The organism is Chitinibacter sp. SCUT-21 (assembly GCA_041874755.1).
Taxonomy (GTDB): domain Bacteria; phylum Pseudomonadota; class Gammaproteobacteria; order Burkholderiales; family Chitinibacteraceae; genus Chitinibacter.
The window spans coordinates 1,837,511-1,859,930 of the sequence record CP102611.1 but is presented as its reverse complement, the minus strand read 5'-3'; the positions used below and the strand labels follow the sequence as shown (position 1 = coordinate 1,859,930).

Genomic DNA, 22,420 nt, shown 5'->3' with positions numbered 1-22,420 from the left:
GGCTTTGCTGACCGGGTGAATTTCACGACTGGAGTCGCATGATGCGTACAATTTTGCCGATTTTACTGAGTTTTTCGCTGAGCATGGTGTGGGCTGCAGATGATGTAATCGTGCAATCGGAGCGGCATACGTTTCGCGTTAAAACGCTGACGCGTGGTTTAGAGCATCCGTGGTCCTTAGCGTTTTTGCCCGATGGCCGCATGCTGGTGACCGAGCGCGCTGGGCGCTTGCGCGTAGTGTCGCCGCAGGGCCAATTGGATGCGCGGCCAGTGCAGGGATTGCCGGCGATTGCGGCAAATGGTCAAGGTGGTTTACTCGATGTCGTGTTGCACCCGGATTTTGCCAAAAATCGCTGGGTGTATTTTTCTTATGCAGGCAAAGAGGGGCGCGGCACGTCAACCCAAGTCGCCCGCGGGCAATGGCTCAGCGATGCGCAAGGCCATCGGCTACAGAATGTGCAGCAAGTGTATCGCCAGCGCCCCGGCAGCAGTGCGGGCGTACATTTTGGTTCGCGCTTGGTGTTTGATCGACAAGGGATGTTGCTGATTAGCCAAGGTGATCGCGGCGATAAAGATCGCGCTCAGCGGCTTGATGATTTGGCAGGAAAAGTGGTGCGGTTGCACGACGATGGCCGATATCCGGCCGATAACCCATTTCGCGCACGCAGCGAAGTACGTGCCGAGGTATACAGCTACGGGCATCGTAATATGCAGGGTGCAGCGCTACACCCCATTAGTGGTGAGCTTTGGGCGACCGAACATGGCCCGCAAGGTGGAGATGAACTGAATATTGTCCGCGCTGGGCGCAATTATGGCTGGCCAGTGATTACTTATGGTGTGAACTATGGCATTGGCACTAGTATCGGCGAAGGTAAGGCCAAGGCGGGTATGGAGCAGCCAATTTATCAATGGACGCCGTCGATTGCGCCATCGGGCCTGGCTTTTTATCAAGGCAAACCTTTTGCAAACTGGCAAGGCAACCTATTGGTCGGCGCGCTGAAATATCAAATGTTGGTGCGCTTGGAGCTGAACGGCGAGCGTGTCGTGCACGAAGAGCGTCTGCTAAAAGATCAATTTGGCCGCATCCGTGACGTGCGCCTTGGCCCCGATGGGCTGATTTATCTGCTGACCGATGAAGCCGACGGCGCGCTGCTGCGGCTAGAGCCAGCAAAGCCTCAAAGCTGAAAATAAGCAAATATATGATTTGACAGCATATTTTTTATCGGTTAAAGTCGCGGCACTAATTTGATTGAGCACAGCAAAATTCACGGCAGTATTTGCCGTAATGTGTTTCTAGCGCAGTTCCCCTCCTAAAAGCTATCCTCAGCTGATCGGTAATGAATCTGCAGTTTTGATCGCCTCTCACCCGATCAAATGATTCCCACTTGAAATGTCTTCAAGTTTGAGTTCCATTTGGAACTTGGTGCTCGTCTATTGGTGCTTTTCCATCCAGCGTGTGATGGTGTGTAGGCGCGTAGTTTCATCCAATTGATTATAAAATCTAGAAAAACAAAGCGCCCTTTTAAGGGAGCAGCCAGCATGGCCTCAACCACTTTTGACTTTAATATCGAAGCTCGTCCATCTACTCGCACTAGCGAGATGGAAGGCTGGTTTCAAATCGTAATCTGCCGTGGCGACCAGCGTAAACCGGTCACCGACTGGCAACCCGCGCCGCAAGCGCGTGATATGGCGCTGCACCGCGTGCTGCAAACGACCGCCCAAGTCGCCAGCCAGCAGATTGCTTTGCAATACCATTAATCGTTCGGTCTGTCTGAATGTGAAAAGCCACCTTGGAGGTGGCTTTTTTACTTTCAGCGAGGCTATTTGATTGCCTGTGGACGGTCTAAAGCAGAAAGTGGTCGTAGGGTGTGATATGTGAAGAGTTGTACTGGTATTTGCGGTGTTGTTCCGCGAGCATACGGGGCATTTAACACGATTATATGGCTAGCTAATTGCCCCAAACTTTAGCGAAATGATAAAGCCCGTAGTAACCAAACCCAATGCCAGTATGCCTTGAAAGCTCCGTCCAATTGTAGATTTGTACTTATATGTAAAAACGATGAATAGTAAAGGAAGAGCCAAAATTCCACCTATCGGTGTGACCCAACGCCCTGACTCCGGACCATAGTTGTACAAGGCAGTATCAAGCCGAAGGAATAATTGAATTCCGATAAAGAATAGCAATGAAACTATAAAAAATAGTGCAAAACTCAATCTGTTTTGACTATGACGATAGCGAAAGAGTATCGCAGATACGATGAGTAGGTAGAGGGTTTGAAAAATCAGGTATGACATCTAAGTCCGCCGATTGGGAGGAATTTCATAAAAATATTCATGAATGCAGATTGAAGAAATTCTGTAGCAGTATCGATAGCTTATAAAATCTAATGCTGTTAACCAATTTTTAGCACGACACGCTGGCAAAACACTGCGCGTGCGGGTCAAGATAATCGGCGGCGGCGGTTTTGCTGTTGAAGGCGACGGGGCCGGTTTGGCCTGCTTCGTACAAAATGCCGACCAGATCGGCGTCATCCGTAAACGCCATTTTCTTGCCGAGTAAAATTAGCCAGTCACCGCCTAGATTCAAAATACGTGCGTGTGCTTTGGGGTCGAGTTCGAGCGCTTGGGCGATGGTGTAGAGCTTAACGCCGTTAAATTGGATACTCATTGCGGTATATCTTTCTAAATTAATTAATGTTTGTATTGGGTGAATAAACCCTAGGTTTAATCTTGGCGAATCAGTAATGCGGCGGCGGGTTGCTCGTCGTACCACGCCCAATCTTGCGCAGCTTTCAGCGCAACGTCGCGCACTTGTTCGTAGACCAAATATGGGTCTTGGTTAAATATCAGCGCAACTTCGTGCATGTCTTCACGAAAATACGGGCTGTCCCAGCCTTTTTCGAGGTGGCGCGCCATCGATGTCGCCAGATGGACGATTTTGACGCGCGGCTCGTCTGCATAATGATCATCGATCAAATGCAATAGCGTGCGTGGCAAATGCCATTTTTCAACCAAGCCTTGCTGGATTTGATTGATTTTGCAGCCTAGCACTTTGATTTGCACGTCTTGGCTGCGCAAGCTGGGGTTGGAGCGCAGTGTTTCTTGGATTTGCATCATTTGTCGCGGCGCGGCCAGCCACAGTAGCGTTTCGGCGGTGTCGTGCAAAAGCGCGGCGGTCATGACTTCTTTGGGCTCGATATCGCGGCGGTAATTGCTCATGCGCTCGGCGAGCAGCGATGCCAAGTACGAACGTGCGCAAGTGCGGTGCGCGCCGTACAAAGTAACTTTTTGCGTTTCGGATTGATTTTCAAGGCAGGGTAGGCTGCCAAATAGGCGAAAGAAACCAACCACGCCGATCATCAGTAATACTCGCTCAATGGTGGTGACATCGGTGGTTTGCCGTGTATGGCGGTGTTCTTCTTGATGGCGCAGGATGTTGAGCGTGAGTAGCGGATCATGGCGAATCAACTCGCCAATTTCATGTAGCCCGATTTCATCGATCCGCGCGTGGTAGCCGCGCATTTCAATATGCGTATGCGCCAAGATTGGCGTGGGCTGCTCGGCGAAATAGGAAATCCATTGCGAGAGATCGGTAAATGGTTTGCTTAGCATGGGGGCTCGTTTGGGCAACTGCTTCTGTGCTTAGCTTAGCTTAATTTATTCTTCCCGGTCGCCAATTTGCAGGGCGTGTTGTTTTTGTGAAGATTTCGCGTAATCTTGGCTCGGCTTGACTCGTTGTTTGTCTGAGGTATGACTGCGTAATATTTTGATTTGTATGGATAAAATGCTGAACTTCCGCCCTTGCCGAGGCTCTACAGAAAAAGGACTGTGGAGTAATGAAGGTGGCTGTAAATCGTTTGATCGTTGAGGGGGCAACCTTGCTACAGGCGAGCGTTGGTATTTTATCTATGTTGGCCTATTTGCCGCAGTGGAAAACGCTGTATCAGACTAAATCGAGCCGCAATATTGCTTTGAGTTCGTGGGCCATCTGGACGGCGTCGTCGGTGATTGCCAGCGTGTATGCGTTGGTGCAAGTATTAGAGCATGGACGCGGCTGGGCTTTGGTGTTTTCGGCCACGTCCAATTTGCTTTTTGTCATCATCACCTTGTTATTGATCGCCAAGTATCGTCAGCCCAAACATGCAACGCCGCCATATCAAATCAGTGCTTAGCCCATCGGCGTGCATAGCTCGACCAAGGTGCCATCGGGGCAACGCAGATACGATACGGTTTGCCCCCAAGGTTTTTGGCTAGGCGCGGCCAATGGCGTGGCGCCACAGTCGATCGCACGTTGGTGGGCGGCGGCAACGTCGGGCGTAACCAAGGCAATTTCAACTCCTAGCGCTTGTTTCGACGCATGGCCTGTTAACACGCCGCCGGCAAAATGGCTGTTGGCCAATTGCTGATGGGCAAACGCTAAGGTGGTGGCGCCGGTTTCAAGCTCGCCATATTCGCCCGATTCGTGCAAAAAGCGCAGCGAAAAGCCAAAAGCGCGTTCAAAAAAGCCCAGCGAAGCGGCGACATCGGGCACATAAATAATCGTATAGCCAAATTGCATGGTATTACCCTCGTGGGTATTGCTAGCAAGCCAATTATGAGTAAGGCTTTGCTAGCAATACATTGGGATTATTTATAAAATGCTTCGCGTAGTGCTGGCTTATGCTTTGAGGGTGTCGCTTAAAGCATTCAGCACCAAAGCCACATTTTCACGCCGTGCGCCGTAGCCCATTAAGCCAATACGCCACGCTTTGCCTGCCAGTGCGCCAAGGCCTGCGCCGATTTCTAAGTTATAGCCGTTCAGTAAATGATTGCGTACCGCTGCATCGTCGACGCCATCTGGAATATACACGGCGTTGAGTTGTGGCAGGCGATAGGCGGGTTCGACGACAAAGCGGATGCCGAGTTCTTCCAAACCATCGCGCAATAATTCATGCATTGCTGCATGGCGCGCCCACGCGTTTTCCAATCCTTCATCGGCCAATAATCGTAAAGATTCATGCAGTGCATACAGCGCATTGACTGGGGCAGTGTGGTGGTAGCTGCGTTTAGCGCCTGTGGCATTGCCCCAGTAACCCATCACCAAAGTTTGATCGAGGAACCAGCTTTGAATCGGCGTTTTGCGGTTTTTTAGCTTTTCCACTGCGGCGGGCGAGAAAGACAGTGGCGACAAGCCCGGTACACAAGACAGGCATTTTTGGCTGCCCGAATAAATCGCGTCGATACCCCATTCATCGACCCGCAACTCAATGCCGCCCAATGAAGTCACCGCATCAACAATGCTCAGGCAGCCGTATTGCTTGGCCAGCGCACACAAGGCTTGCGCGTCTGATCGTGCACCGGTGGAGGTTTCGGCGTGCACAAAAGCGAGAAACTTCGCGTCGGGGTTGGCTTTGAGCGCCGCTTCAACGGCCGCTACGTCAACCGGCTTGCCCCATTCGTTATCAACCAAAACAGGCACCGCACCGATACGTTCAACGTTTTGACGCATCCGCTCGCCAAACACGCCATTGCGGCAAACGATGACTTTTTCACCCGGCTCGACCAAATTAACAAAGCAAGCCTCCATGCCCGCCGAGCCCGGCGCTGACACCGCCAAAGTCATTTCGTTTTGGGTTTGCAGCGCGTATTGCAGCAGCGTTTTCACTTCATCCATCATGCCGACAAACAGCGGGTCGAGATGGCCTAGCGTTGGCTTAGCGCCGGCGGCGAGCACCGATGGGTACACGTCCGATGGCCCGGGGCCCATCAGGGTGCGGCGGGGCGGGAAAAATGGCGCAATTTTTGGCGCGATGATGGCAGACATTGGTTTCTCCATGGACGGTGAATGTTTTTATTATGGCTGGCTAAAACCGTGTGGTCACGATTTTGCTGCGTCTGCACATCGAAAGCACGACAAAAAAACGGATTGATCAAAGGCCATTGATTGCCGCGCTGGCTAAAGCGCAATAAGCTGTGCGCTTAACTGAGGGTGTTTAAGTGATATTGGCTGTTCGTTTTTTATTGATGGCATTGTGCTTTTGCACCAATGTCGTTTATGCGGCAATGGGCTTGACGCAAATTGCCGCGCGCAATGGCGCGCCAGAAGTAACGGTGTTTTACCCCGCGCTGGGCGCGGCGCCTATGATAGAACGCGCTAAGCTGCGTTTTGCTGCCGCCGTTGATGCTCCAGTGCAAAACGGCAACGGGCGTTTGATTGTGATGTCTCATGGCTCGGGCAGCACGGCGTGGGCTTACGCAGATTTGGCTGCGCAATTGGTGCAGGATGGCTTTATCGTCGCAGTGCCGACGCATCAACAAGATAATGCCCAAAATAGTGAGCATGCTGGCCCAGAAAGTTGGAAAACGCGCCCCGCCGAAATCAGCGCGGCGATTGATGTCATCGCGCGAACGCCGCGTTTTGCCCAGCAATTAAAACTAGATCGCGTCGGATTGTATGGCTTATCCGCTGGAGGCCATACGGCATTGACGTTCGCTGGCGGTCGCTGGTCTCCTGCGCGGATGATTGCGCATTGCCAAACACATATCCGCGCCGATTTTAACGCCTGCGCCGGTTTGGTATTTGCTCAGCAGGGTAATTGGCTCGATGACGCCAAGGCATGGTTGGTGCAACGGGTCTTGAGTTGGCGCTTTAGTGATGCAACGGTTTATGCGTATCACGATCCGAGGATTGCCGCGATTGTGGCTGGCGTGCCATACGCTGCGGATTTTGATCTCAATAGTTTGCGTAATCCACGCGTACCGCTGGCGCTGATTACCGCCCGCCAAGATGTTTGGCTGCACCCGCAATTTCACAGCGATGCTTTGCTCAACGCCTGCCAACGTTGCATTCATTTACACGATTTCAAAATGGGTGGGCATGGCGCGATGTTGTCGCCGAGCCGCCACTATACCGATCCGCTACTCATCAAGCTCTTGGGCGATCTGCCACAGTTTGATCGTCGTGAAACGGCGTTGGTGAATCAAAAAGTCAGCCAATATTTTCGCCAGCAATTGCTCGCGCGCTAGCGCGGGTGATTATTCCTGATAGTAATCATTTTCAGCGACAGGGCTTGGGGTATGGGTAGCATCCTTTTTCTGCATGCGGTTTCTGGCGCTATACATCTTGCCTCTGGCCTCGCGTTGCGGGGCAAAAGCCAAAAAGCCAATGTCGCTAGGGACATCGTCGTAAATCGCCTCCATCCCGCCTTGCATAAAATAGCTTTCGTGCCAAAAGCCGGTGCCGCCGCTGTTTTTCAGAAACGCCAGCCACCATTGGCGGTGCGGATCGGAGCGCGCCCAGCGTTCAAGCGATTCAAAGTCGCGCCAATATTGCCGCATGCCGACATGCGGTGGGAATAGCGAAAACACCAAGTCTTCATGCCGCAGTAGGCCATCGGGTTGATCTTTAATCGCTTTAGCAATTTTGGGCCCTAGCCCGAACAGTGTTTTAAGGCCGGTCCATGCATTAACGCGCAAACCAAGATACACCACGACTAAATCAGGGTAGGCCGATAAATCAACGGTGCGGCGCTGAACTTTGGGCATGAGCTTCTTCACTGGGCTGTTTTGTCAGCTTCATGATAGCAATGAATGCCACTTTGATGTTTTATTCTCACTCCCCCGCCTCTCTCTGAGAGGATGCCTCGCTATGCAAGTGGATGGTGCAAAAAAAAGCCTGCGATTTGCAGGCTTGTGGATTAATCAAACCAACTTTTCTTTTTGGCATACGGCTTTTTGCCGTAATACTTTTTCCCGCCAAATGGGTTATGACCCCCGTGGGGGTTGTGGCCACCGTGGTGGTGATGACCAAAGCCGCCAAAGCTTGAACTTGAATGGCCGCCTTTCTTCTTCATCACCCACTTTAAAAGCATCTCAAGCGCGGTGTAGAACAATTTGGATTTCATGCTCATATGCAATCCTTAGCCGATGATGCTGCGCAATTGGCTTTCCCAATCAACGCGTTGCCAATCGTCGCCCATAAACAGCGCACGGTAGCTATCGCCGCTGAAACGACGGTCCACTTCGACAAGTACGTGCACGCCTTCAGGGCGCGCGATGCAGGTGATTTCGACTTCCTGCACGCGACCAAAGCCGCCTTGGCTAGGACGGAATTCAAATTCTTGGTAGCAGCCGATCGAGCTGTAGATATTGTTCACGCGCGCAGTGCCGACTTCAACGTCGGTGCTCACGTGCGCATAACCCAGATTACCCATCGCTGCGATCAGGCGTTGCATCGCAGGTAGCGGCTGCACATCAAGAAAGTCGCGATCTTTCGCGTCGAGCGCCGATGCAATCGCTAGGTCGGTATGCACCCACACGGCAGCACGCACCTGAGGTTGGTACGGATACCCTGGAGTAGAGAGTGCGATGCCATTGTTGACTGGTGTTTCCAGTGGCAATTGCAATGAGAACGGCAAGCGTTGCTCTTGACCAGCGCGCGCGACCAAGCGGTTTGAGGCGCGGAATTTGCCAATCGGCTGCGCCACACGAATTTCGCTGTCGCCCGCTTCTTGTTCTGCTTCAGCCATCAACACTAGATCAACGTATTCGATATCCTGATCAACGCTACCGCCTTTGATCAACACATGGCCGCTGAGCGTGCCGCCAGGAAAGACGCTGGCATTATCCAAAACGGTATCAACCGTTGCACCACCGACACCAACCGAAGCTAACAATTTCTTAAACATCTTGCTGAACTCATCACAAAATAGGCCAAATGGCCGCGCTCGATATGAGTGTTCCGCTGCAGAAAGGTTCCTGTTTTTGACAATGAAACTCGCATATTTGTCGCTGGGCGTTGCGCGGCTATCTTGATGCAATTTGGCATGTTTATGCTTTCTATTTTCTTTCTGTTTTGCCTGCTTGATTAACAAGGGAGTATGATGTTTGGTGTCAATTTTAAACACTACAATCAGGAGCGAATGATGAAGTTAACTGCAATTGCACTGAGTTTAATGAGCTCTGTCGCCTTCGCTGGCGCAGATTTTGCCGATACCATTTACTCGGGCGGCGATATTGTGACTGTCAATGAGTTACAAGCCTACGCTGAAGCGGTGGCGGTGAAAGACGGTAAGATTGTCGCAGTAGGATCACGCGATGCGGTGATGAAATACCAAGGCAAAAAAACCAAATTGGTCGATCTGCAAGGCAAAACGCTGATCCCAGGGTTTATGGATGCACACGGCCACGTTTTTAATGCGGGGATTCAGGCGCTGTCGGCCAACTTATTGGCTGCTCCTGATGGCCAAGTGACGGATATTGCTTCGTTGCAGCAAACTTTGCGTGATTGGGCTGCTAAACCAGAGAACAAAAAACTGGGCGTGATTATGGGGTTTGGCTATGATGATTCGCAGCTTAGCGAAGGCCGCCACCCAACGCGGCAAGATCTGGATGCGGTATCTAAAGACTTACCTATTTTGATTATTCACCAGTCTGGTCATTTGGGCGTGATGAATAGTAAGGCGTTTGAATTGCTGGGCATCAATAGCCAGACGAAAGACCCCGCGGGCGGTAAATTTCGCCGCGAAGAGGGCAGCCAGCAACCGAATGGCGTGATGGAAGAAACAGCGCTTTTTGGGTTGCTGTTCCCAATGTTTGCCAAATTAAACCCGAAAGACAACGAAATTATCTTTAACGCGGGCATCGATATGTATGCGCGTTTTGGTTATACCACCGCGCAAGAAGGCCGTGCGTCGAGCGAGAGCGTGAAGACCATGTATGGCTTGGCGCAAAAGAAAAAACTGAAACTGGATGTGGTTGCCTATCCCGATATTCAAACCGCGGTTGATGTCATCAAAGCGCCGTATTGGAGTAAAGCGTACCGAAATGGTTTTCGCGTTGGTGGAGCAAAACTTAGCCTTGATGGCTCGCCGCAAGGCAAAACCGCATGGCTGACGCAGCCTTATTTGGTGCCGCCAGACGGCCAGCAGCAAGGCTATGCGGGTTACCCCAGCATGAGCAACGCCGAAGCCCAGCGCTATATTGATATGGCATTTAAGCATAACTGGCAGCTGCTCACTCACGTCAACGGCGATGCAGCAGCCGATCAATTGATCGCTAGCATTCAAAACGCCGAGAAAAAATACGGCAAAGCTGATCGCCGGATGGTGGCGATTCACGCGCAAACCGCGCGCCTTGATCAGGTAGAGTCGTTTAAAGAGTTGGGCATCATGCCGTCTTTCTTCCCTATGCATACGTTTTACTGGGGCGATTGGCATAAAAACTCGGTGCTCGGTGCTGAGCGCGCGGCTAATATTTCACCCACCGGCTGGGCCTTGGCGCGCGATATGATTTTCACCTCGCACCATGATGCGCCGGTGGCCTTTCCTGATTCGATGCGGGTGTACGCGGCCACCGTTAATCGCGTGACCCGCAGCGGTGAAGTGCTCGGCCCTGAACATCGCGTGTCGCCATTGGTCGGTTTAAAAACGCAAACGTTGTGGGCGGCGTATCAGTATTTTGAAGAGAAATCCAAAGGCTCGATCGAAGTGGGCAAAAACGCCGATTTGGTGATTTTGTCGGCCAATCCGCTTAAAGTAGACCCGCTGACGATTGCTGATATTAAAGTCGAGCAAACGATCAAAGACGGCCAAGCGGTGTATACACGCGCCACCACTAAACAAAGCAGCGCAAGCTGCTTGGAGTCGGAGCGCTGCTTCAAACTGGCGGCTCATACCTTGGCCGTTGGCGGCGTATTCCCGCACGTTCACAACTGATCGCCTCGTCGATACCACACAGCCCTGCGTTCTGCCGAACGCAGGGCTTTTTGCATTTGCCCTACCAAGCCTTGACAGCCTTGCTACAATAGCGACTATTCAATTTTTAGCCGCTGCTAGAGTCCACGCCGATGTCGACCCGCCCTGAAGCCAATCTGGCCACCGATTTATCGGGCTTAAATTGCCCGCTGCCTATTTTGCGTACTAAAAAAGCCTTGGCCGCTTTGGAAAGTGGTCAGTTGTTACAAGTGACGTGCACCGATCCAGCTACGCCGACCGATTTTGCTGCGTTTTGCAAACAAACGGGCAACGAGCTGGTCGAACACTGGCAAGACAATAGCAAATTTCTTTTTCTAATTCGGAAGCGCTGACATGACCCAAACTTTAACGATTGCTCGTCCAGATGATTGGCATTTACACCTGCGTGACGGCGCGGGTCTGGCCAGCGTATTGCCGCATACCGCGCGTGAATTTGGCCGCGCGATTGTGATGCCGAATTTAAAACCGCCGGTGACCAATGTAAAACTGGCCGGTGAATACCGTGACCGTATTTTGGCTGCGCTACCGCAGGGTATGTCTTTCCAGCCCTTGATGACGCTATATCTGACTGATAATACCACTCCAGAGGATATCGTCGCGGCGAAAAACAGCGGCTTTGTCCACGGCGTGAAATTGTATCCAGCAGGCGCGACGACCAATTCGGACGCGGGCTGTACTGACATCAATAAAGTATTGCCAACGATTGAGAAAATGGCCGAAGTTGGCCTGCCGTTCTTGGTGCACGGCGAAGTGGTTGATTCGGAAATCGATATTTTCGATCGCGAAGCGGTGTTTATCGACCGCATTATGAAGCCGCTGCTTGAGCGCTTCCCAACGCTGCGCGTGGTGTTTGAGCACATCACCACCAAAGACGCGGCCGAGTTTGTTGCCTGCGCAGGTGCGAATGTCGCAGCGACGGTGACTGCGCATCACTTGCTGATGAACCGCAATGCGATGCTGGTTGGCGGCATTCGCCCGCACTTGTATTGCTTGCCAGTATTGAAACGCGAAGTACATCGCCAAGCTTTGGTGCGCGCGGTGACGGGCCATGATGCCGCAGTGCGCAGCAAATTCTTCCTCGGCACCGATAGCGCGCCGCACGCCAAAGGCACCAAAGAAAACAGCTGTGGTTGCGCCGGTATGTACACCGCTCACGCCGCTTTGCCGCTGTACGCCGAAGTGTTTGAAGCCGCTGGCGCGCTCGATAAGCTCGAAGCATTCGCGTCGATCAACGGCCCAACTTTCTACGGCCTGCCAGTGAGCAACGAGAAAGTGACGCTGGTGAAAGAAAGCTGGACCGTACCGACCGAATATCAATTCGGCGATAGCGTGGTCGTGCCATTGCGCGCTGGTGAAACGATTGCGTGGAAGTTGCAAGACTAAACCTCGCATTATTACTCCTATCCGGTATTGCCAGCTAAGCAATGCCGGATTTATTTTTTCTACAGATACCCAAGGTTAAAATGATTGTTCATCGAACAACGACGAGCTTAGGCTGGTGGCTTTCCGGCATCGCGCTGTTGGCGCTGGCATGGTGGGGGCGGCCTTTGGTCAACTCAGATCAATTTGAAAATCACTTTTTTGGTCTGTTTTATTATTCGATTTTAAGCGGCATGGCGCTGTTTTGGGCTTTGCCGAGCGAGCAGCGCTTAATAGATGGCCAATTCGAGCGCCGCACCATGCTGCTGGGCTTGTTGCCGATTCGCAAAGTGAGCGCGCCGGTGAGTGCTTTCAGCGAAATCCGCCTAGAGCAAGACCCGAACCTGTTTCGCAAAGACACGATCTGGCTGATGGTGTGCGGCGAACAGGGCAATCAAACGCAAGTTGAGCGCTTTGCTTTTGCCAATTGGCCGGCTACGCACCGCAATGTGGCCAAAGCGCAGGCCTTGGCTGTGGCCCTTTCGCAGGCAACGTCGTTGCCGATTCAATCAGTGCAAGAGCAAGCCGAATAGTCCAGATTAGTGCGGTCGTCTGGCAATGGCACTTTCACCACAATAAGCATCAAATTGCATCAACTTTCTTGTCTAGCGCCTTGTGGCAAGGATAGCCTTAATTTTTTGTCAGTATTTGTTCGAATAAAAATGATGGCAGTTGAGAAAATGCGAATCCCTGACCAGCAACATGCCGAGTATTACTCACTACGTATTGAAAGCTTGTTCAAAGAAATCCAGAGTGATAGCCAGCCAGGGAATGAGGCATGGCGTTACGCAGAAATTTCAGAGTATTGCCATAACATTGCCATCCGCAAATATGCACTGGGTGCGCCGCTGGCCGATATTTTTGCCTTTATGGATGAAACCGCCTGGCCTGCTTTCGAGGCAGCCCAAATAGGCCGAATCGAATCGGGATGGCCGAATCCGCCATACACGGCATGGGGCTTTACCCATGCAGTACGTGGCATGAGCGTCACTTTCTGGCTGCTCTTGATGATCTGCCACGACCCACAGGGCTGGCTGCCGCGCTACCGGATGTGGGTGGATACGGAGAGAACCCCCAATGCCTTTTTTGACCTGATGCTCAAGGCCTTTGTCCCCGAGCATAAAATGCAGCACCGCTACAAGGCCAACAAGGAATACGACTGGCTGCATGTGCCGCTGCTCAAGGCGCTGGCGCAAGCGCCCGAGCGCCGCAGCGCCGCCATGGCGCAGGCACTGGCCGGCTGGGCGCGCGGCATCCAGCGCCATCGCAATTCGGAGTGGCTGCCTGCCAGCCCGGACAATCAGATCGCACACCAGATCTTCTTGGCCTCGGAGTACGCCCTGGCTGCCTGCGCTTACGATCTGGACGACAGCAGCTGGCGCGACCACCCCTACTACCCGGCCGAGCTGGTGGATTACTACCGCGCCCACCAGCGCCACAGCCGCGACGCCTGGCGCGCTCAAGGCGCCGGCGCCGGCGTGGACGACATCGCCGCGCTGCTGCCGCCGCCGCCCAAGCGGCTGGATCTGGCCGCCAGCAAAAAAACCGGCGTATCGCGCTGGCTGGAGCTGGCGTGCGCCGGCGACAAGGATGCCATCGCGGGCATCGCCGCCGCCGGCAAACCGCGCAAACTGAAACACACCGACGCGCTGCTCGACGCCATGGCCTGCGAATGCCAGGCCGTGCGCGCCGATCTGCGCGACGACAGCCATCTGGAAAGCGCGCTGATTGCACTGGGCCAGGCCCGCCTGCTGCCCGAATGGACCCCGCCCGCCATCGCTGGCCAGGGCGGTAGTCGCTGCGAAGCACTGGTGCAAGCCTTCGAGCCGTGGCTGGCAGGGCACGGCTACCGGCTGTACGCCTTGAACGTCGACGGCGATCAATGGCAGCTGGTGTGCGTGGCCGAGGCATTCAACGACGAATTTGTTGCGCTGACGGGCGAGCTGGGCGGTAAGTTGGCATTAATTGCAGAGGCGTATTCAATCATGGCCGGCGGCGCAATAAAAGACAGCGATTGATCCCGCCCCAATGCCAATAGCTAGGCCGCTGTTTAATCAAAAATATTCGGAAGCAAACAACATGAGAATCCCGGATCACCATCTGCAAGAATACTATCTCTCGGCCCTAGAAACTCAGAATAAAAACCTGGCAAACTGCACCCGAACCGGCATGGAGCGTGCGAGCTATTTCGAAGTGCAAAACGCGGCCGAGGCAATCGCTAGGCGTCAGTACGCTCTGGGTCGCCCGCTGGAAGACGTTTTCAGCTTCATCGATACATCGGCCTGGCCATCGATCGAGCAAGCCTGGCAGCGCTTGTCCGAGACAGAAGGCACGCCAGCACCCTATCCAGCCTGGGATTATTCGGAGCCGGTACGTGGGGGGAGGGCCGTCTTCTGGCTCCTCCTCATGGTCTGCCACGACCCGCAGGGCTGGCTGCCGCGCTACCGGCTGTGGGTGGACACGGAAAGCAAGCACAACGCTTTTTTTGACCTGATGCTTAAAGCGTTTGTACCAGAGCATAAAGTGCAACGCCGCTACAAGGCCAACAAGGAATACGACTGGCTGCATGTGCCGCTGCTCAAGGCGCTGGCGCAAGCGCCCGAGCGCCGCAGCGCCGCCGTGGCGCAGGCACTGGCCGGCTGGGCGCGCGGCATCCAGCGCCACGGCGATCCGGACTTTCTGCCAGCCAGCCCGGACAATCGTGCTTGGTATGATGTCTTCCTGGCCTCGGAGTACGCCCTGGCTGCTTGCGCTTACGATCTGGACGACAGCAGCTGGCGCGACCACCCCTACTACCCGGCCGAGCTGGTGGATTACTACCGCGCCCACCAGCGCCACCGCCGCGACGCCTGGCGCGCTCAAGGCGCCGGCGCCGGCGTGGACGACATCGCCGCGCTGCTGCCGCCGCCGCCCAAGCGGCTGGATCTGGCCGCCAGCAAAAAAACCGGCGTATCGCGCTGGCTGGAGCTGGCGTGCGCTGGCGACAAGGATGCCATCGCGGGCATCGCCGCCGCCGGCAAGCCGCGCAAACTGAAACACACCGACGCGCTGCTCGACGCCATGGCCTGCGAATGCCAGGCCGTGCGCGCCGATCTGCGCGACGACAGCCATCTGGAAAGCGCGCTGATTGCACTGGGCCAGGCTCGCCTGCTGCCCGAATGGACCCCGCCTGCCATCGCTGGCCAGGGCGGCAGCCGCTGCGAAGCACTGGTGCAAGCCTTCGAGCCGTGGCTGGCAGGGCACGGCTACCGGCTGTACGCCTTGAACGTCGACGGCGATCAATGGCAGCTGGTGTGCGTGGCCGAGGCATTCAACGACGAATTTGTTGCGCTGACGGGCGAGCTGGGCGGTAAGTTGGCATTAATTGCAGAGGCGTATTCAATCATGGCCGGCGGCGCGGGTGGATACGCCAATTAACACCCATGCCGGATTCAATATCCGGACCTTGAGCCAACCATAAAGTACACACCCAGAGCAAAATGAAAATGCGAATTCCTGACCAGCAGCATGCCGCAAAATCACAAATTAATTTGGTTTTTTTTAGTGCAGACTGAGATTGCCGAGTGAAGCCCTGATTTATGGTGTGTGTTAACTGTTAATGTTAACTTGAACTTGGTGATATGATTTTCAATCTCGTTATTGCTCATATCACTCGCCGGAAATGAAACCGCTACTTTATTCATTGGCATTTTTCGCTACTGCAACTCAGGCAGCAGATTTGGCACAATGCCAGACGATTGCAGAAGATAGCGCGCGTTTGGCCTGCTATGATCATTTGGCCGCCTCTGCCACTCCAGCCGCGCCTGCAGTAGAAATCGTGGCCGAACAGTCTAGCGTACAGCCGCTGAGCGTTGCAGCACCTGCCGATGTGATTGCGCAGGCCGAGCCCGCACTAGTGTATCAAGCCGAAACGATGGCGCTGCGTTGGGAATTGGACGCCGATGCGCAAGACGGTGTGTTCAATATCAAGCCGTATCAGCCGGTTTATATTTTGCCGTTTTCCATTCGCGAGCACGTTAATCGCTCGCCGTGCTCGTCGGTGATGCGCACTTGTGCGCAGAATGTTGGCGATGGGTATAAAAAATACGAGGCCAAATTCCAGCTCTCGTTCAAGACCAAATTCTGGCAAGACATTCTGGGCTCTGATATCGACCTGTGGGGCGCGTATACGCAGCAAAGTTATTGGCAGGTGTACGACGTGGAAAACTCAGCGCCATTTCGTACCACTGATTACAAGCCCGAAATGTGGGCGACGATTCCCGTCGACCTAGGCCCCGATTGGCTCAAGCTGCGGATGATCAATTTGGGCTTTGCGCATCAATCAAATGGGCAGAGCGACCCGCTGTCGCGCTCATGGAATCGGTTGTACGCCAGTGTGGGGCTGACTTCGGGTGATGCGTCCATCATCGTCAAACCGTGGTGGCGAGTCACCGAAAAGCCGGAAAAAGACGATAACCCTGATATGGAAGACTATGCTGGGCGGATGGAAACGTTGATTAGCGTGCCGTGGCAAGACCATGTGTTTGCGCTAACTTGGCGCAATAATCTGCGCTTTAACAGCAGCGTGCCCAATCGCTCCAGCTGGCAGCTGGAGTGGGCTTTCCCGCTGCTGGGCAGGTTGCACGGTTATGTGCAGGCCTTTGACGGTTATGGGGACTCAATGCACGACTATAACTTTAAAAATCGCGGCGTAGCGCTGGGTGTGTCTTTGGTGAATTGGCACTAAGCACAGGGCTTAGTTGCCGTACCCCAGCGTTTTTACGTCTTGCAAAGCGCCGTCGAGAAAACGCACTTGCACCATTAATTTATTCGGGCCGAAGTCGTAAACCCATTCATCGACTTCGCTGCCCGTTTCGCTATTATCAATAATCCATTCGCCCCAGCGATTTTTATATTTGGCCGGAATTGTGCTATGGCGCTTTTGCGCCGGCTCGCCGCATTTTGCCTCGACTTCGGCCATTGTTGCCTCGCTGCCAATGATTGAATTGCCGCAGCGCAGATTGGTCTCGGCCCAGCTATTGGCGCTGAAGAGTGTCAGCGTGCAAGCGAATAGTATTGCGCTGAAAGTCTTGATTGGTCTGATTTGCATGAAAATACTCCCGTTGAGTATGTTGGCCCGTTCGCATGAGTTTGCTTAAAATATCCTTATATTTTAAGGACTTGTAGATGAATTCTCTATGAATAATTGCCAAGCGCTTTGACCTTTTGGCAAATAGTCTTGCTGCAAGGGGCTAGAGCGCGGATAATCGCCCCCGCGAAGCGGGACAGACCATCGCTGCCATGGTTTTAGGCCATGGGGGAGGAAAGTCCGGGCTCCATAGAGCAGAATGCTGGCTAACGGCCAGGCGGCGTGAGCCGACGGAAAGTGCAACAGAGAGCTGAACCGCCAGCCACCCAAGTTGAACCGCCCAATGAGAGGGTGGGGATTGGAGGGCAGGTAAGGGTGAAAAGGTGTTCCCGCCTCACGGGAAGCCCCGCAAGGGGTCGGTAAGAGCGCACCGCGGCGCTGGTAACAGTCGCTGGCAGGGTAAACCCCATTCGGAGCAAGACCAAGCAGTAGGCGTTGAGGTTGCTCGCTGAGTCTACGGGTAGGTTGCTTGAGCGCGTCAGTAATGGCGCGCCTAGAGGAATGATGGTCACGAGTGGCAACACTTGGACAGGACCCGGCTTATAGGCCCGCTTCGCAATTTCTCGATGTATTTCCCTCTGGTCCATTCTGGGCCATATCCCTAAGCCTATACCCCGCAATAATTCAATTCCCAAGATTAAGTCAGGCACATTGCTGCAAGTAAGTTGACGTATTTGCTGCGCGCACTGCGCCACGCTAGTTACAATAAGCTGTCTAATTTTTTGCTGGCATGCCATGTCTACTGCCCAAATTGTGCTGATCGAAGACGAACCCGCGATTGCCGATACACTGCGCTTTGCGCTGCAGCGCGAAGGCTGGCAAGTGGCGCATTTTGCGCTGGCGCGCGAGGGCGAGGCTTTTTTCGCGCAGCAAGCGGCCGATTTGCTGATTTTGGATATCGGCCTGCCCGACGATAACGGCTTTGAAGTGCTCAAACGGCTGCGTCGCCATAGCGAAATGCCGGTGCTGCTGCTCACCGCGCGCGCCGAAGAGTTCGACCGGATTTTGGGTTTGGAATTGGGCGCCGATGACTATGTCGTCAAACCATTTAGTCCACGCGAAGTGGCGGCGCGGGTCAAAGCCATTTTAAAACGTAGCCGTAGCGCGCCTCCCGCTCCAGTCGAAGCGCAACAAGCGCTAAGCAGCAAATCAATGGCGGCGCTGTTTGTGCATGACGAGGCGGCAAGGCGGGTATGCTTCTGCAGCTCAATGCTGGTGCTGACGCCGAGTGAATACCGCCTGATCGTGGCTTTGCTCTCTCATCCCGGCCATGTGCTAAGCCGAGCGCAATTGCTCGACGCTTTGGGCGACGCGGCTGAAGACAGCTTTGAGCGCACCATCGATAGCCATATCAAAAGCCTGCGCGCCAAATTAAAACAAATCCGCGCCGATCTAGACCCCATCGCCACGCACCGTGGCTTTGGCTACGCCTTGGCAGAACATTAATGCGCTTCTCGCTGCGAATATTTCTCGGTTACTTCCTGCTGGTCGCCTTGCTCGCGGCGTATGTGCTGAGCATCGTGCGCGATGAAGTAAAACCGGCGATGCGCCAATCGGCCGAGGAAGTCTTGCTCGATACCGCCAATCTGCTCGCGGCGATGGTGCAGCCCGATTTAATTGCCGGTCGGCTCGACGATGGGCGCTTTGCCGCGGCAATGGCGCAATTTGCGCTGCGCTCGCCGCAGGCGAATATCTCCGGGCTAAAGCATGAACGCACTTATTTGCACGTATACATCACCGACGGGCAAGGGCGGGTGTTGTTTGATTCGGAAGGCAAAGCGGTGGGGCAAGATTACAGCCGCTGGCGCGATGTGTTGCTAACGCTGCGTGGCCAATACGGTGCGCGCACCACTTTGGCCGACCCGAAAAATCCACTCTCTACCGTGATGTACGTCGCCGCGCCGATTAAGCACGGCGAGCGGATTATCGGCTCGCTAACGGTTAGCCGCCCTAATTTGGCGATGCAGCCGTTTATCGAACGCAGCGAGCAAAAACTGTCGCGCATTGTGATTGCGGTGATTTTGGCGGGTTTGCTGGCGGGGGCGCTGTTTTCTTGGTGGTTAAGTCGCGGCATTACGCAGCTCACTGCGTTCGCGCGCGACGTTAGCGAAGGCAAAAGTGCTGCCGTGCCGCGTTTTGTTGCGAACCGAGAGCTAACGAGTTTGGCGCAAGCACTCGGCGCGATGCGCGACGAGCTCGACGGCAAAGCGTACGTTGAAAATTATGTGCACGAGCTGACGCACGAACTGAAATCACCACTGGCGGGTATCCGCGCCTCGGCCGAGATTTTGCACGATGAACTCAGTGCAGTAGATCGTGAGCGATTTTTGCAGCATATCGACGCAGAAGTTGCGCGTATGCAGCATATTGTTGATTATTTGTTGCAATTGGCCTCGATTGAAGCGCGCCGAGAGCTGGATAACACAGTGGAAATTGATCTGAATGCGCTGATTGGCGAGCAAATCAGCGCTTTGCACAGCCAAGCAGGCGAGCGGCAAATCAGCTTGCACAGCGGTGAGACCTGTACTCTGCGCGGCGAGGCCTTTTTGCTCGGCCAAGCGATCCGCAATATTTTGCAAAACGCGATCGATTTTACTGGCGAGCACGGGCAAATCCAGATTGACGTTCGGTACATTAATACCCATGCAGGTATGGGGGTGGAAATCAATATTAGCAATGATGGCGAGGCAATACCCGAGTATGCGCTGGGTCGGTTATTTGATCGCTTCTATTCTTTACCCCGCGCCAATGGTGCAAAAAGCACCGGATTAGGCTTGGCGCTGACGCGGGCGATTGTGTTGCTGCATCACGGTCAAGTTCAGATTCAAAATCTAGCGTCAGGTGGCGTTGTGGTTCGCTTAGTCTTTCCTGCGCGGTGAGGCGAGCCGAGCATTGGGGCATAAAAAAGGCCACTTCCCTTATGCAGAAGTGGCCATGTTGAGTTCACCTTCATTTAGAACGAATAGGCGATAAATAATTTGCAATCCCATACGTCCATATTATTGACCCCAATACTTTGGTAGCTGGCGTTGACGTCAATTTGCAAGGCTTTGCTCGCCAATGTGCGTAAACCGGCGCGGGCTAAACCTTGCCAGCGCGGGCTTAAATCATCGTTGTTATTTAGGTAATTATAAAAAACACCGGTTTCAAAATAAGGTACAAATAGTTGACCTTGTTGATTTTTGAGTTTGGTATTGAATTCAGCACTCGCTTGCATTTGGCCTGAGTCACGATGGTGGCTATCAACTGCGATGATCAGTTGCTTGCCCAGTAATGAACCAGTGAGCTGGTAATCGTCGCCGCTTTCGTAGTTGTAGTTAATCCCCAATTTGGGGCGCACGACGCTCTCTGGATTGAGCGCATATTCACCTTGCAGATTCAGGCTAGCGCTGTATTTCATGGGTGAGTTTTCACCGTTTAAGGCCAGCAAACGATAATCTCGCTCAACCCGACCGAGCAAGGCGTTGCCAAAAAGCGACCAATTGCGGTTAAAGCCGTACGCAAAATACGGCCCAAGCATCAGTTGATCGCTCTCACTTTGCAGGTTGCCAGAAAAACTATCTGAATTTTGATCGCTGAGCGTCAGCATCATCCCGAGGGCAAAATTGTCTTGAACAATACGGTCTGCGCCAAGGCTGAGTGTGGCAGAGCGCCCCTCGATCGGGCTAAAACCACGGCGATTGTCTGAGCGCAGGTATTGCACATCTGCCCAGCTATTCCAATTATTGGCCGCGACCAGATCTCGCCCCGGCGTTAATGGCGCTTGTTGGAGCGCATCGATAAGAGCTTGGCAGTTTTGTAGCGATTCACTCAGAACTTGGCCCTGCTCATCAAGTTGAGCAGCGGGGCAAAGCTGCAATAACTGTGCTTGCGCTAATTCATATTGAGCGCCATTTAAGCTGATCAGCACCGGCTTTTCTGGTTTGGGTCGTGATACCTCGGGTAACTCTGGTATTTCAGGTCGTCCAACCACAGGTAATTCAGGAATTTCTGGGCGAGTAACGACAGGTAAATCGGGCAGTTCCGGTTTGATCGCAATTGGGCGGTCTGGAATAACTGGGCGGATCACAATCGGCCGATCGGGGATTTCGGGGCGAATAACGACAGGTAAATCGGGCAGTTCCGGTTTGATCGCAATTGGGCGGTCTGGAATAACTGGGCGGATCACAATCGGCCGATCGGGGATTTCGGGGCGAATAACGACAGGTAAATCGGGCAGTTCCGGTTTGATCGCAATTGGGCGGTCTGGAATAACTGGGCGGATCACAATCGGCCGATCGGGGATTTCGGGGCGAATAACAACAGGTAAATCGGGCAGTTCCGGTTTGATCGCAATTGGGCGGTCGGGAATGACTGGGCGGATCACAATCGGCCGATCGGGGATTTCGGGGCGAATAACAACAGGTAAATCGGGAAACTCAGGTTTGATCGCGACAGGGCGGTCAGGAATGACCGGGCGAATCACAATTGGGCGCTCTGGAATTTCTGGGCGGATGACGACTGGGCGTTCTGGGATCGCGGGTGGGCGCCATGTTGGCGGGACGAGTGGGTCAACTTGATAGTGCGACTGAAGAAAACAATCGAACTTCCCATCTGGGGTCATTCGATCAATTTTGTGCAAGCTTTGAAGATTATTATCGCTCACCAAAGTAGATTCGCTGATATGCACCGAAGGTCCTGCGGTTTGCCACTCATCAATTGAGCCCGTACCTGGCGCGCTCAGGCGAAAAGAATCGGCTCGATTGCTCAGTGTGAGCCAATATGATTTGGTGTTGGCAGGATTGCGACCCAAATAATCAAAGCGAGTCGATTCATAACTATCTGCGCAGTTCGCTGCCCAAGCCAAGCTGGGATAAATGCTGATGAGTAGCAAGGAAATGGCACAGCGGCTAACTTTAGGAGTCAACATATTCAAATCTCTTAAAACACCTAGAAGAATGCGAGTGGTCAGCGGTGCGACATTCTTATTATCCAGACTTAATATGCTCATTCAAAAATTATGGGTATTTATGTTGTAAAGCTGAGGATTCCTGAAAGGTTTTTACTTCTATGAAATGAGCTGAATATTGCGCTGTTTTGATTTTTTGGGCTTATTAAAGTGCAAGTTGAATCACGCTCGCCTTTTGCCGGATAGAAGTTAT

General features: G+C 53.5%; 22 protein-coding genes and 1 other RNA gene. 14 read left to right on the top strand and 9 right to left on the bottom strand.

What is annotated here, in order from left to right:
- Positions 1 to 38 precede the first annotated feature (38 nt).
- Together NT239_08740 and NT239_08735 are read left to right on the top strand one after the other, a co-directional pair.
- Entirely contained in the window at positions 39 to 1,184 is a 1,146-nt protein-coding gene (locus NT239_08740; protein ID XGA69884.1) for a PQQ-dependent sugar dehydrogenase, read from the top strand.
- Positions 1,185 to 1,538: 354 nt separating this feature from the next.
- The gene (locus NT239_08735) at positions 1,539 to 1,757 is read left to right on the top strand and encodes a hypothetical protein (GenBank protein ID XGA69883.1); all 219 of its coding nucleotides are present in this window, start codon (positions 1,539 to 1,541) and stop codon (positions 1,755 to 1,757) included.
- Positions 1,758 to 2,403: 646 nt separating this feature from the next.
- On the opposite strand, the gene NT239_08730 is transcribed toward NT239_08735, so the two are convergent.
- A complete protein-coding gene (locus tag NT239_08730) occupies positions 2,404 to 2,667 on the bottom strand; it encodes a hypothetical protein (protein ID XGA69882.1) in 264 nt (87 codons plus the stop codon).
- A 56-nt stretch (positions 2,668 to 2,723) separates the two neighbouring features.
- Positions 2,724 to 3,611, bottom strand: a complete 888-nt coding sequence (locus tag NT239_08725) for an HDOD domain-containing protein (GenBank protein XGA69881.1) — start codon at positions 3,609 to 3,611, stop codon at positions 2,724 to 2,726.
- Between the two features lie 224 nt (positions 3,612 to 3,835).
- Between NT239_08725 and NT239_08720 the strand changes: the two genes are divergently transcribed.
- On the top strand, positions 3,836 to 4,171 hold the full coding sequence (locus NT239_08720; GenBank protein XGA69880.1) for a PQ-loop domain-containing transporter: 336 nt from the start codon (positions 3,836 to 3,838) through the stop codon (positions 4,169 to 4,171).
- Here the strand turns inward: NT239_08720 and NT239_08715 are convergent.
- A complete protein-coding gene (locus tag NT239_08715) occupies positions 4,168 to 4,557 on the bottom strand; it encodes a VOC family protein (protein ID XGA69879.1) in 390 nt (129 codons plus the stop codon). The genes NT239_08720 and NT239_08715 overlap by 4 nt on opposite strands.
- A 99-nt stretch (positions 4,558 to 4,656) precedes the next feature.
- Positions 4,657 to 5,802, bottom strand: a complete 1,146-nt coding sequence (locus NT239_08710; GenBank protein XGA69878.1) for an alanine--glyoxylate aminotransferase family protein — start codon at positions 5,800 to 5,802, stop codon at positions 4,657 to 4,659.
- A 173-nt stretch (positions 5,803 to 5,975) separates the two neighbouring features.
- On the opposite strand from NT239_08710, the gene NT239_08705 reads away from it, so the two are divergent.
- Positions 5,976 to 7,004 carry a hypothetical protein gene (locus NT239_08705; GenBank protein XGA69877.1) on the top strand — a complete coding sequence of 343 codons (1,029 nt, stop codon included), beginning with the start codon at positions 5,976 to 5,978 and terminating at the stop codon, positions 7,002 to 7,004.
- A gap of 9 nt (positions 7,005 to 7,013) precedes the next feature.
- Here the strand turns inward: NT239_08705 and NT239_08700 are convergent, their stop codons facing one another.
- The 3 genes from NT239_08700 to NT239_08690 form a co-directional block, all read right to left on the bottom strand.
- Positions 7,014 to 7,523: a DUF4188 domain-containing protein gene (locus tag NT239_08700; GenBank protein XGA69876.1), complete on the bottom strand. Its 510-nt coding sequence runs from the start codon at positions 7,521 to 7,523 to the stop codon at positions 7,014 to 7,016.
- Between the two features lie 152 nt (positions 7,524 to 7,675).
- Positions 7,676 to 7,882 (bottom strand): hypothetical protein, encoded by a 207-nt coding sequence (locus NT239_08695; protein XGA69875.1) that lies wholly within the window; start codon positions 7,880 to 7,882, stop codon positions 7,676 to 7,678.
- Between the two features lie 15 nt (positions 7,883 to 7,897).
- On the bottom strand, positions 7,898 to 8,665 hold the full coding sequence (locus NT239_08690; GenBank protein ID XGA69874.1) for a sporulation protein: 768 nt from the start codon (positions 8,663 to 8,665) through the stop codon (positions 7,898 to 7,900).
- 234 nt (positions 8,666 to 8,899) lie between these two features.
- Between NT239_08690 and NT239_08685 the strand changes: the two genes are divergently transcribed.
- The 7 genes from NT239_08685 (at position 8,900) to NT239_08655 (ending at position 16,877) form a co-directional block, all read left to right on the top strand.
- Positions 8,900 to 10,693 (top strand): amidohydrolase, encoded by a 1,794-nt coding sequence (locus NT239_08685; protein ID XGA69873.1) that lies wholly within the window; start codon positions 8,900 to 8,902, stop codon positions 10,691 to 10,693.
- A gap of 131 nt (positions 10,694 to 10,824) precedes the next feature.
- The gene (locus NT239_08680) at positions 10,825 to 11,064 is read left to right on the top strand and encodes a sulfurtransferase TusA family protein (protein ID XGA69872.1); all 240 of its coding nucleotides are present in this window, start codon (positions 10,825 to 10,827) and stop codon (positions 11,062 to 11,064) included.
- 1 nt (position 11,065) lies between these two features.
- Positions 11,066 to 12,115 (top strand): dihydroorotase, encoded by a 1,050-nt coding sequence (gene pyrC, locus NT239_08675; protein XGA69871.1) that lies wholly within the window; start codon positions 11,066 to 11,068, stop codon positions 12,113 to 12,115.
- A gap of 80 nt (positions 12,116 to 12,195) precedes the next feature.
- Positions 12,196 to 12,684, top strand: coding sequence for a hypothetical protein (locus tag NT239_08670; GenBank protein ID XGA69870.1), 489 nt, complete (start codon positions 12,196 to 12,198; stop codon positions 12,682 to 12,684).
- 129 nt (positions 12,685 to 12,813) lie between these two features.
- Positions 12,814 to 14,169, top strand: a complete 1,356-nt coding sequence (locus NT239_08665) for a DUF1911 domain-containing protein (GenBank protein ID XGA69869.1) — start codon at positions 12,814 to 12,816, stop codon at positions 14,167 to 14,169.
- 61 nt (positions 14,170 to 14,230) lie between these two features.
- Positions 14,231 to 15,568, top strand: coding sequence for a DUF1911 domain-containing protein (locus tag NT239_08660; GenBank protein XGA69868.1), 1,338 nt, complete (start codon positions 14,231 to 14,233; stop codon positions 15,566 to 15,568).
- 244 nt (positions 15,569 to 15,812) lie between these two features.
- Positions 15,813 to 16,877 (top strand): phospholipase A, encoded by a 1,065-nt coding sequence (locus NT239_08655; protein XGA69867.1) that lies wholly within the window; start codon positions 15,813 to 15,815, stop codon positions 16,875 to 16,877.
- A 9-nt stretch (positions 16,878 to 16,886) separates the two neighbouring features.
- Here NT239_08655 and NT239_08650 read toward each other — a convergent pair whose 3' ends face one another.
- Positions 16,887 to 17,240 carry a DUF2845 domain-containing protein gene (locus NT239_08650; protein ID XGA69866.1) on the bottom strand — a complete coding sequence of 118 codons (354 nt, stop codon included), beginning with the start codon at positions 17,238 to 17,240 and terminating at the stop codon, positions 16,887 to 16,889.
- 167 nt (positions 17,241 to 17,407) lie between these two features.
- On the opposite strand from NT239_08650, the gene rnpB reads away from it, so the two are divergent.
- The 3 genes from rnpB (at position 17,408) to creC (ending at position 20,158) form a co-directional block, all read left to right on the top strand.
- An RNA gene (gene rnpB, locus NT239_08645) (RNase P RNA component class A) lies at positions 17,408 to 17,838 on the top strand.
- A gap of 176 nt (positions 17,839 to 18,014) precedes the next feature.
- Positions 18,015 to 18,725 (top strand): two-component system response regulator CreB, encoded by a 711-nt coding sequence (creB, locus tag NT239_08640; protein ID XGA69865.1) that lies wholly within the window; start codon positions 18,015 to 18,017, stop codon positions 18,723 to 18,725.
- Positions 18,725 to 20,158 (top strand): two-component system sensor histidine kinase CreC, encoded by a 1,434-nt coding sequence (creC, locus tag NT239_08635; GenBank protein ID XGA69864.1) that lies wholly within the window; start codon positions 18,725 to 18,727, stop codon positions 20,156 to 20,158. Before creB ends, creC begins: the two co-directional genes overlap by 1 nt.
- Positions 20,159 to 20,232: 74 nt before the next feature.
- On the opposite strand, the gene NT239_08630 is transcribed toward creC, so the two are convergent.
- A complete protein-coding gene (locus NT239_08630) occupies positions 20,233 to 22,188 on the bottom strand; it encodes an autotransporter domain-containing protein (GenBank protein XGA69863.1) in 1,956 nt (651 codons plus the stop codon).
- Positions 22,189 to 22,420: the final 232 nt, after the last annotated feature.

Bases quoted from the DNA above. Each gene is read 5' to 3' on its own strand.
- NT239_08740 (XGA69884.1), top strand. From the start codon at position 39: ATGATGCGTACAATTTTGCCGATTTTACTGAGTTTTTCGCTGAGCATG.
- NT239_08735 (XGA69883.1), top strand. From the start codon at position 1,539: ATGGCCTCAACCACTTTTGACTTTAATATCGAAGCTCGTCCATCTACT.
- NT239_08730 (XGA69882.1), bottom strand. From the start codon at position 2,667: ATGAGTATCCAATTTAACGGCGTTAAGCTCTACACCATCGCCCAAGCG.
- NT239_08725 (XGA69881.1), bottom strand. From the start codon at position 3,611: ATGCTAAGCAAACCATTTACCGATCTCTCGCAATGGATTTCCTATTTC.
- NT239_08720 (XGA69880.1), top strand. From the start codon at position 3,836: ATGAAGGTGGCTGTAAATCGTTTGATCGTTGAGGGGGCAACCTTGCTA.
- NT239_08715 (XGA69879.1), bottom strand. From the start codon at position 4,557: ATGCAATTTGGCTATACGATTATTTATGTGCCCGATGTCGCCGCTTCG.
- NT239_08710 (XGA69878.1), bottom strand. From the start codon at position 5,802: ATGTCTGCCATCATCGCGCCAAAAATTGCGCCATTTTTCCCGCCCCGC.
- NT239_08700 (XGA69876.1), bottom strand. From the start codon at position 7,523: ATGCCCAAAGTTCAGCGCCGCACCGTTGATTTATCGGCCTACCCTGAT.
- NT239_08695 (XGA69875.1), bottom strand. From the start codon at position 7,882: ATGAAATCCAAATTGTTCTACACCGCGCTTGAGATGCTTTTAAAGTGG.
- NT239_08690 (XGA69874.1), bottom strand. From the start codon at position 8,665: ATGTTTAAGAAATTGTTAGCTTCGGTTGGTGTCGGTGGTGCAACGGTT.
- NT239_08685 (XGA69873.1), top strand. From the start codon at position 8,900: ATGATGAAGTTAACTGCAATTGCACTGAGTTTAATGAGCTCTGTCGCC.
- NT239_08680 (XGA69872.1), top strand. From the start codon at position 10,825: ATGTCGACCCGCCCTGAAGCCAATCTGGCCACCGATTTATCGGGCTTA.
- pyrC (XGA69871.1), top strand. From the start codon at position 11,066: ATGACCCAAACTTTAACGATTGCTCGTCCAGATGATTGGCATTTACAC.
- NT239_08670 (XGA69870.1), top strand. From the start codon at position 12,196: ATGATTGTTCATCGAACAACGACGAGCTTAGGCTGGTGGCTTTCCGGC.
- NT239_08665 (XGA69869.1), top strand. From the start codon at position 12,814: ATGATGGCAGTTGAGAAAATGCGAATCCCTGACCAGCAACATGCCGAG.
- NT239_08660 (XGA69868.1), top strand. From the start codon at position 14,231: ATGAGAATCCCGGATCACCATCTGCAAGAATACTATCTCTCGGCCCTA.
- NT239_08655 (XGA69867.1), top strand. From the start codon at position 15,813: ATGAAACCGCTACTTTATTCATTGGCATTTTTCGCTACTGCAACTCAG.
- NT239_08650 (XGA69866.1), bottom strand. From the start codon at position 17,240: ATGCAAATCAGACCAATCAAGACTTTCAGCGCAATACTATTCGCTTGC.
- creB (XGA69865.1), top strand. From the start codon at position 18,015: ATGTCTACTGCCCAAATTGTGCTGATCGAAGACGAACCCGCGATTGCC.
- creC (XGA69864.1), top strand. From the start codon at position 18,725: ATGCGCTTCTCGCTGCGAATATTTCTCGGTTACTTCCTGCTGGTCGCC.
- NT239_08630 (XGA69863.1), bottom strand. From the start codon at position 22,188: ATGTTGACTCCTAAAGTTAGCCGCTGTGCCATTTCCTTGCTACTCATC.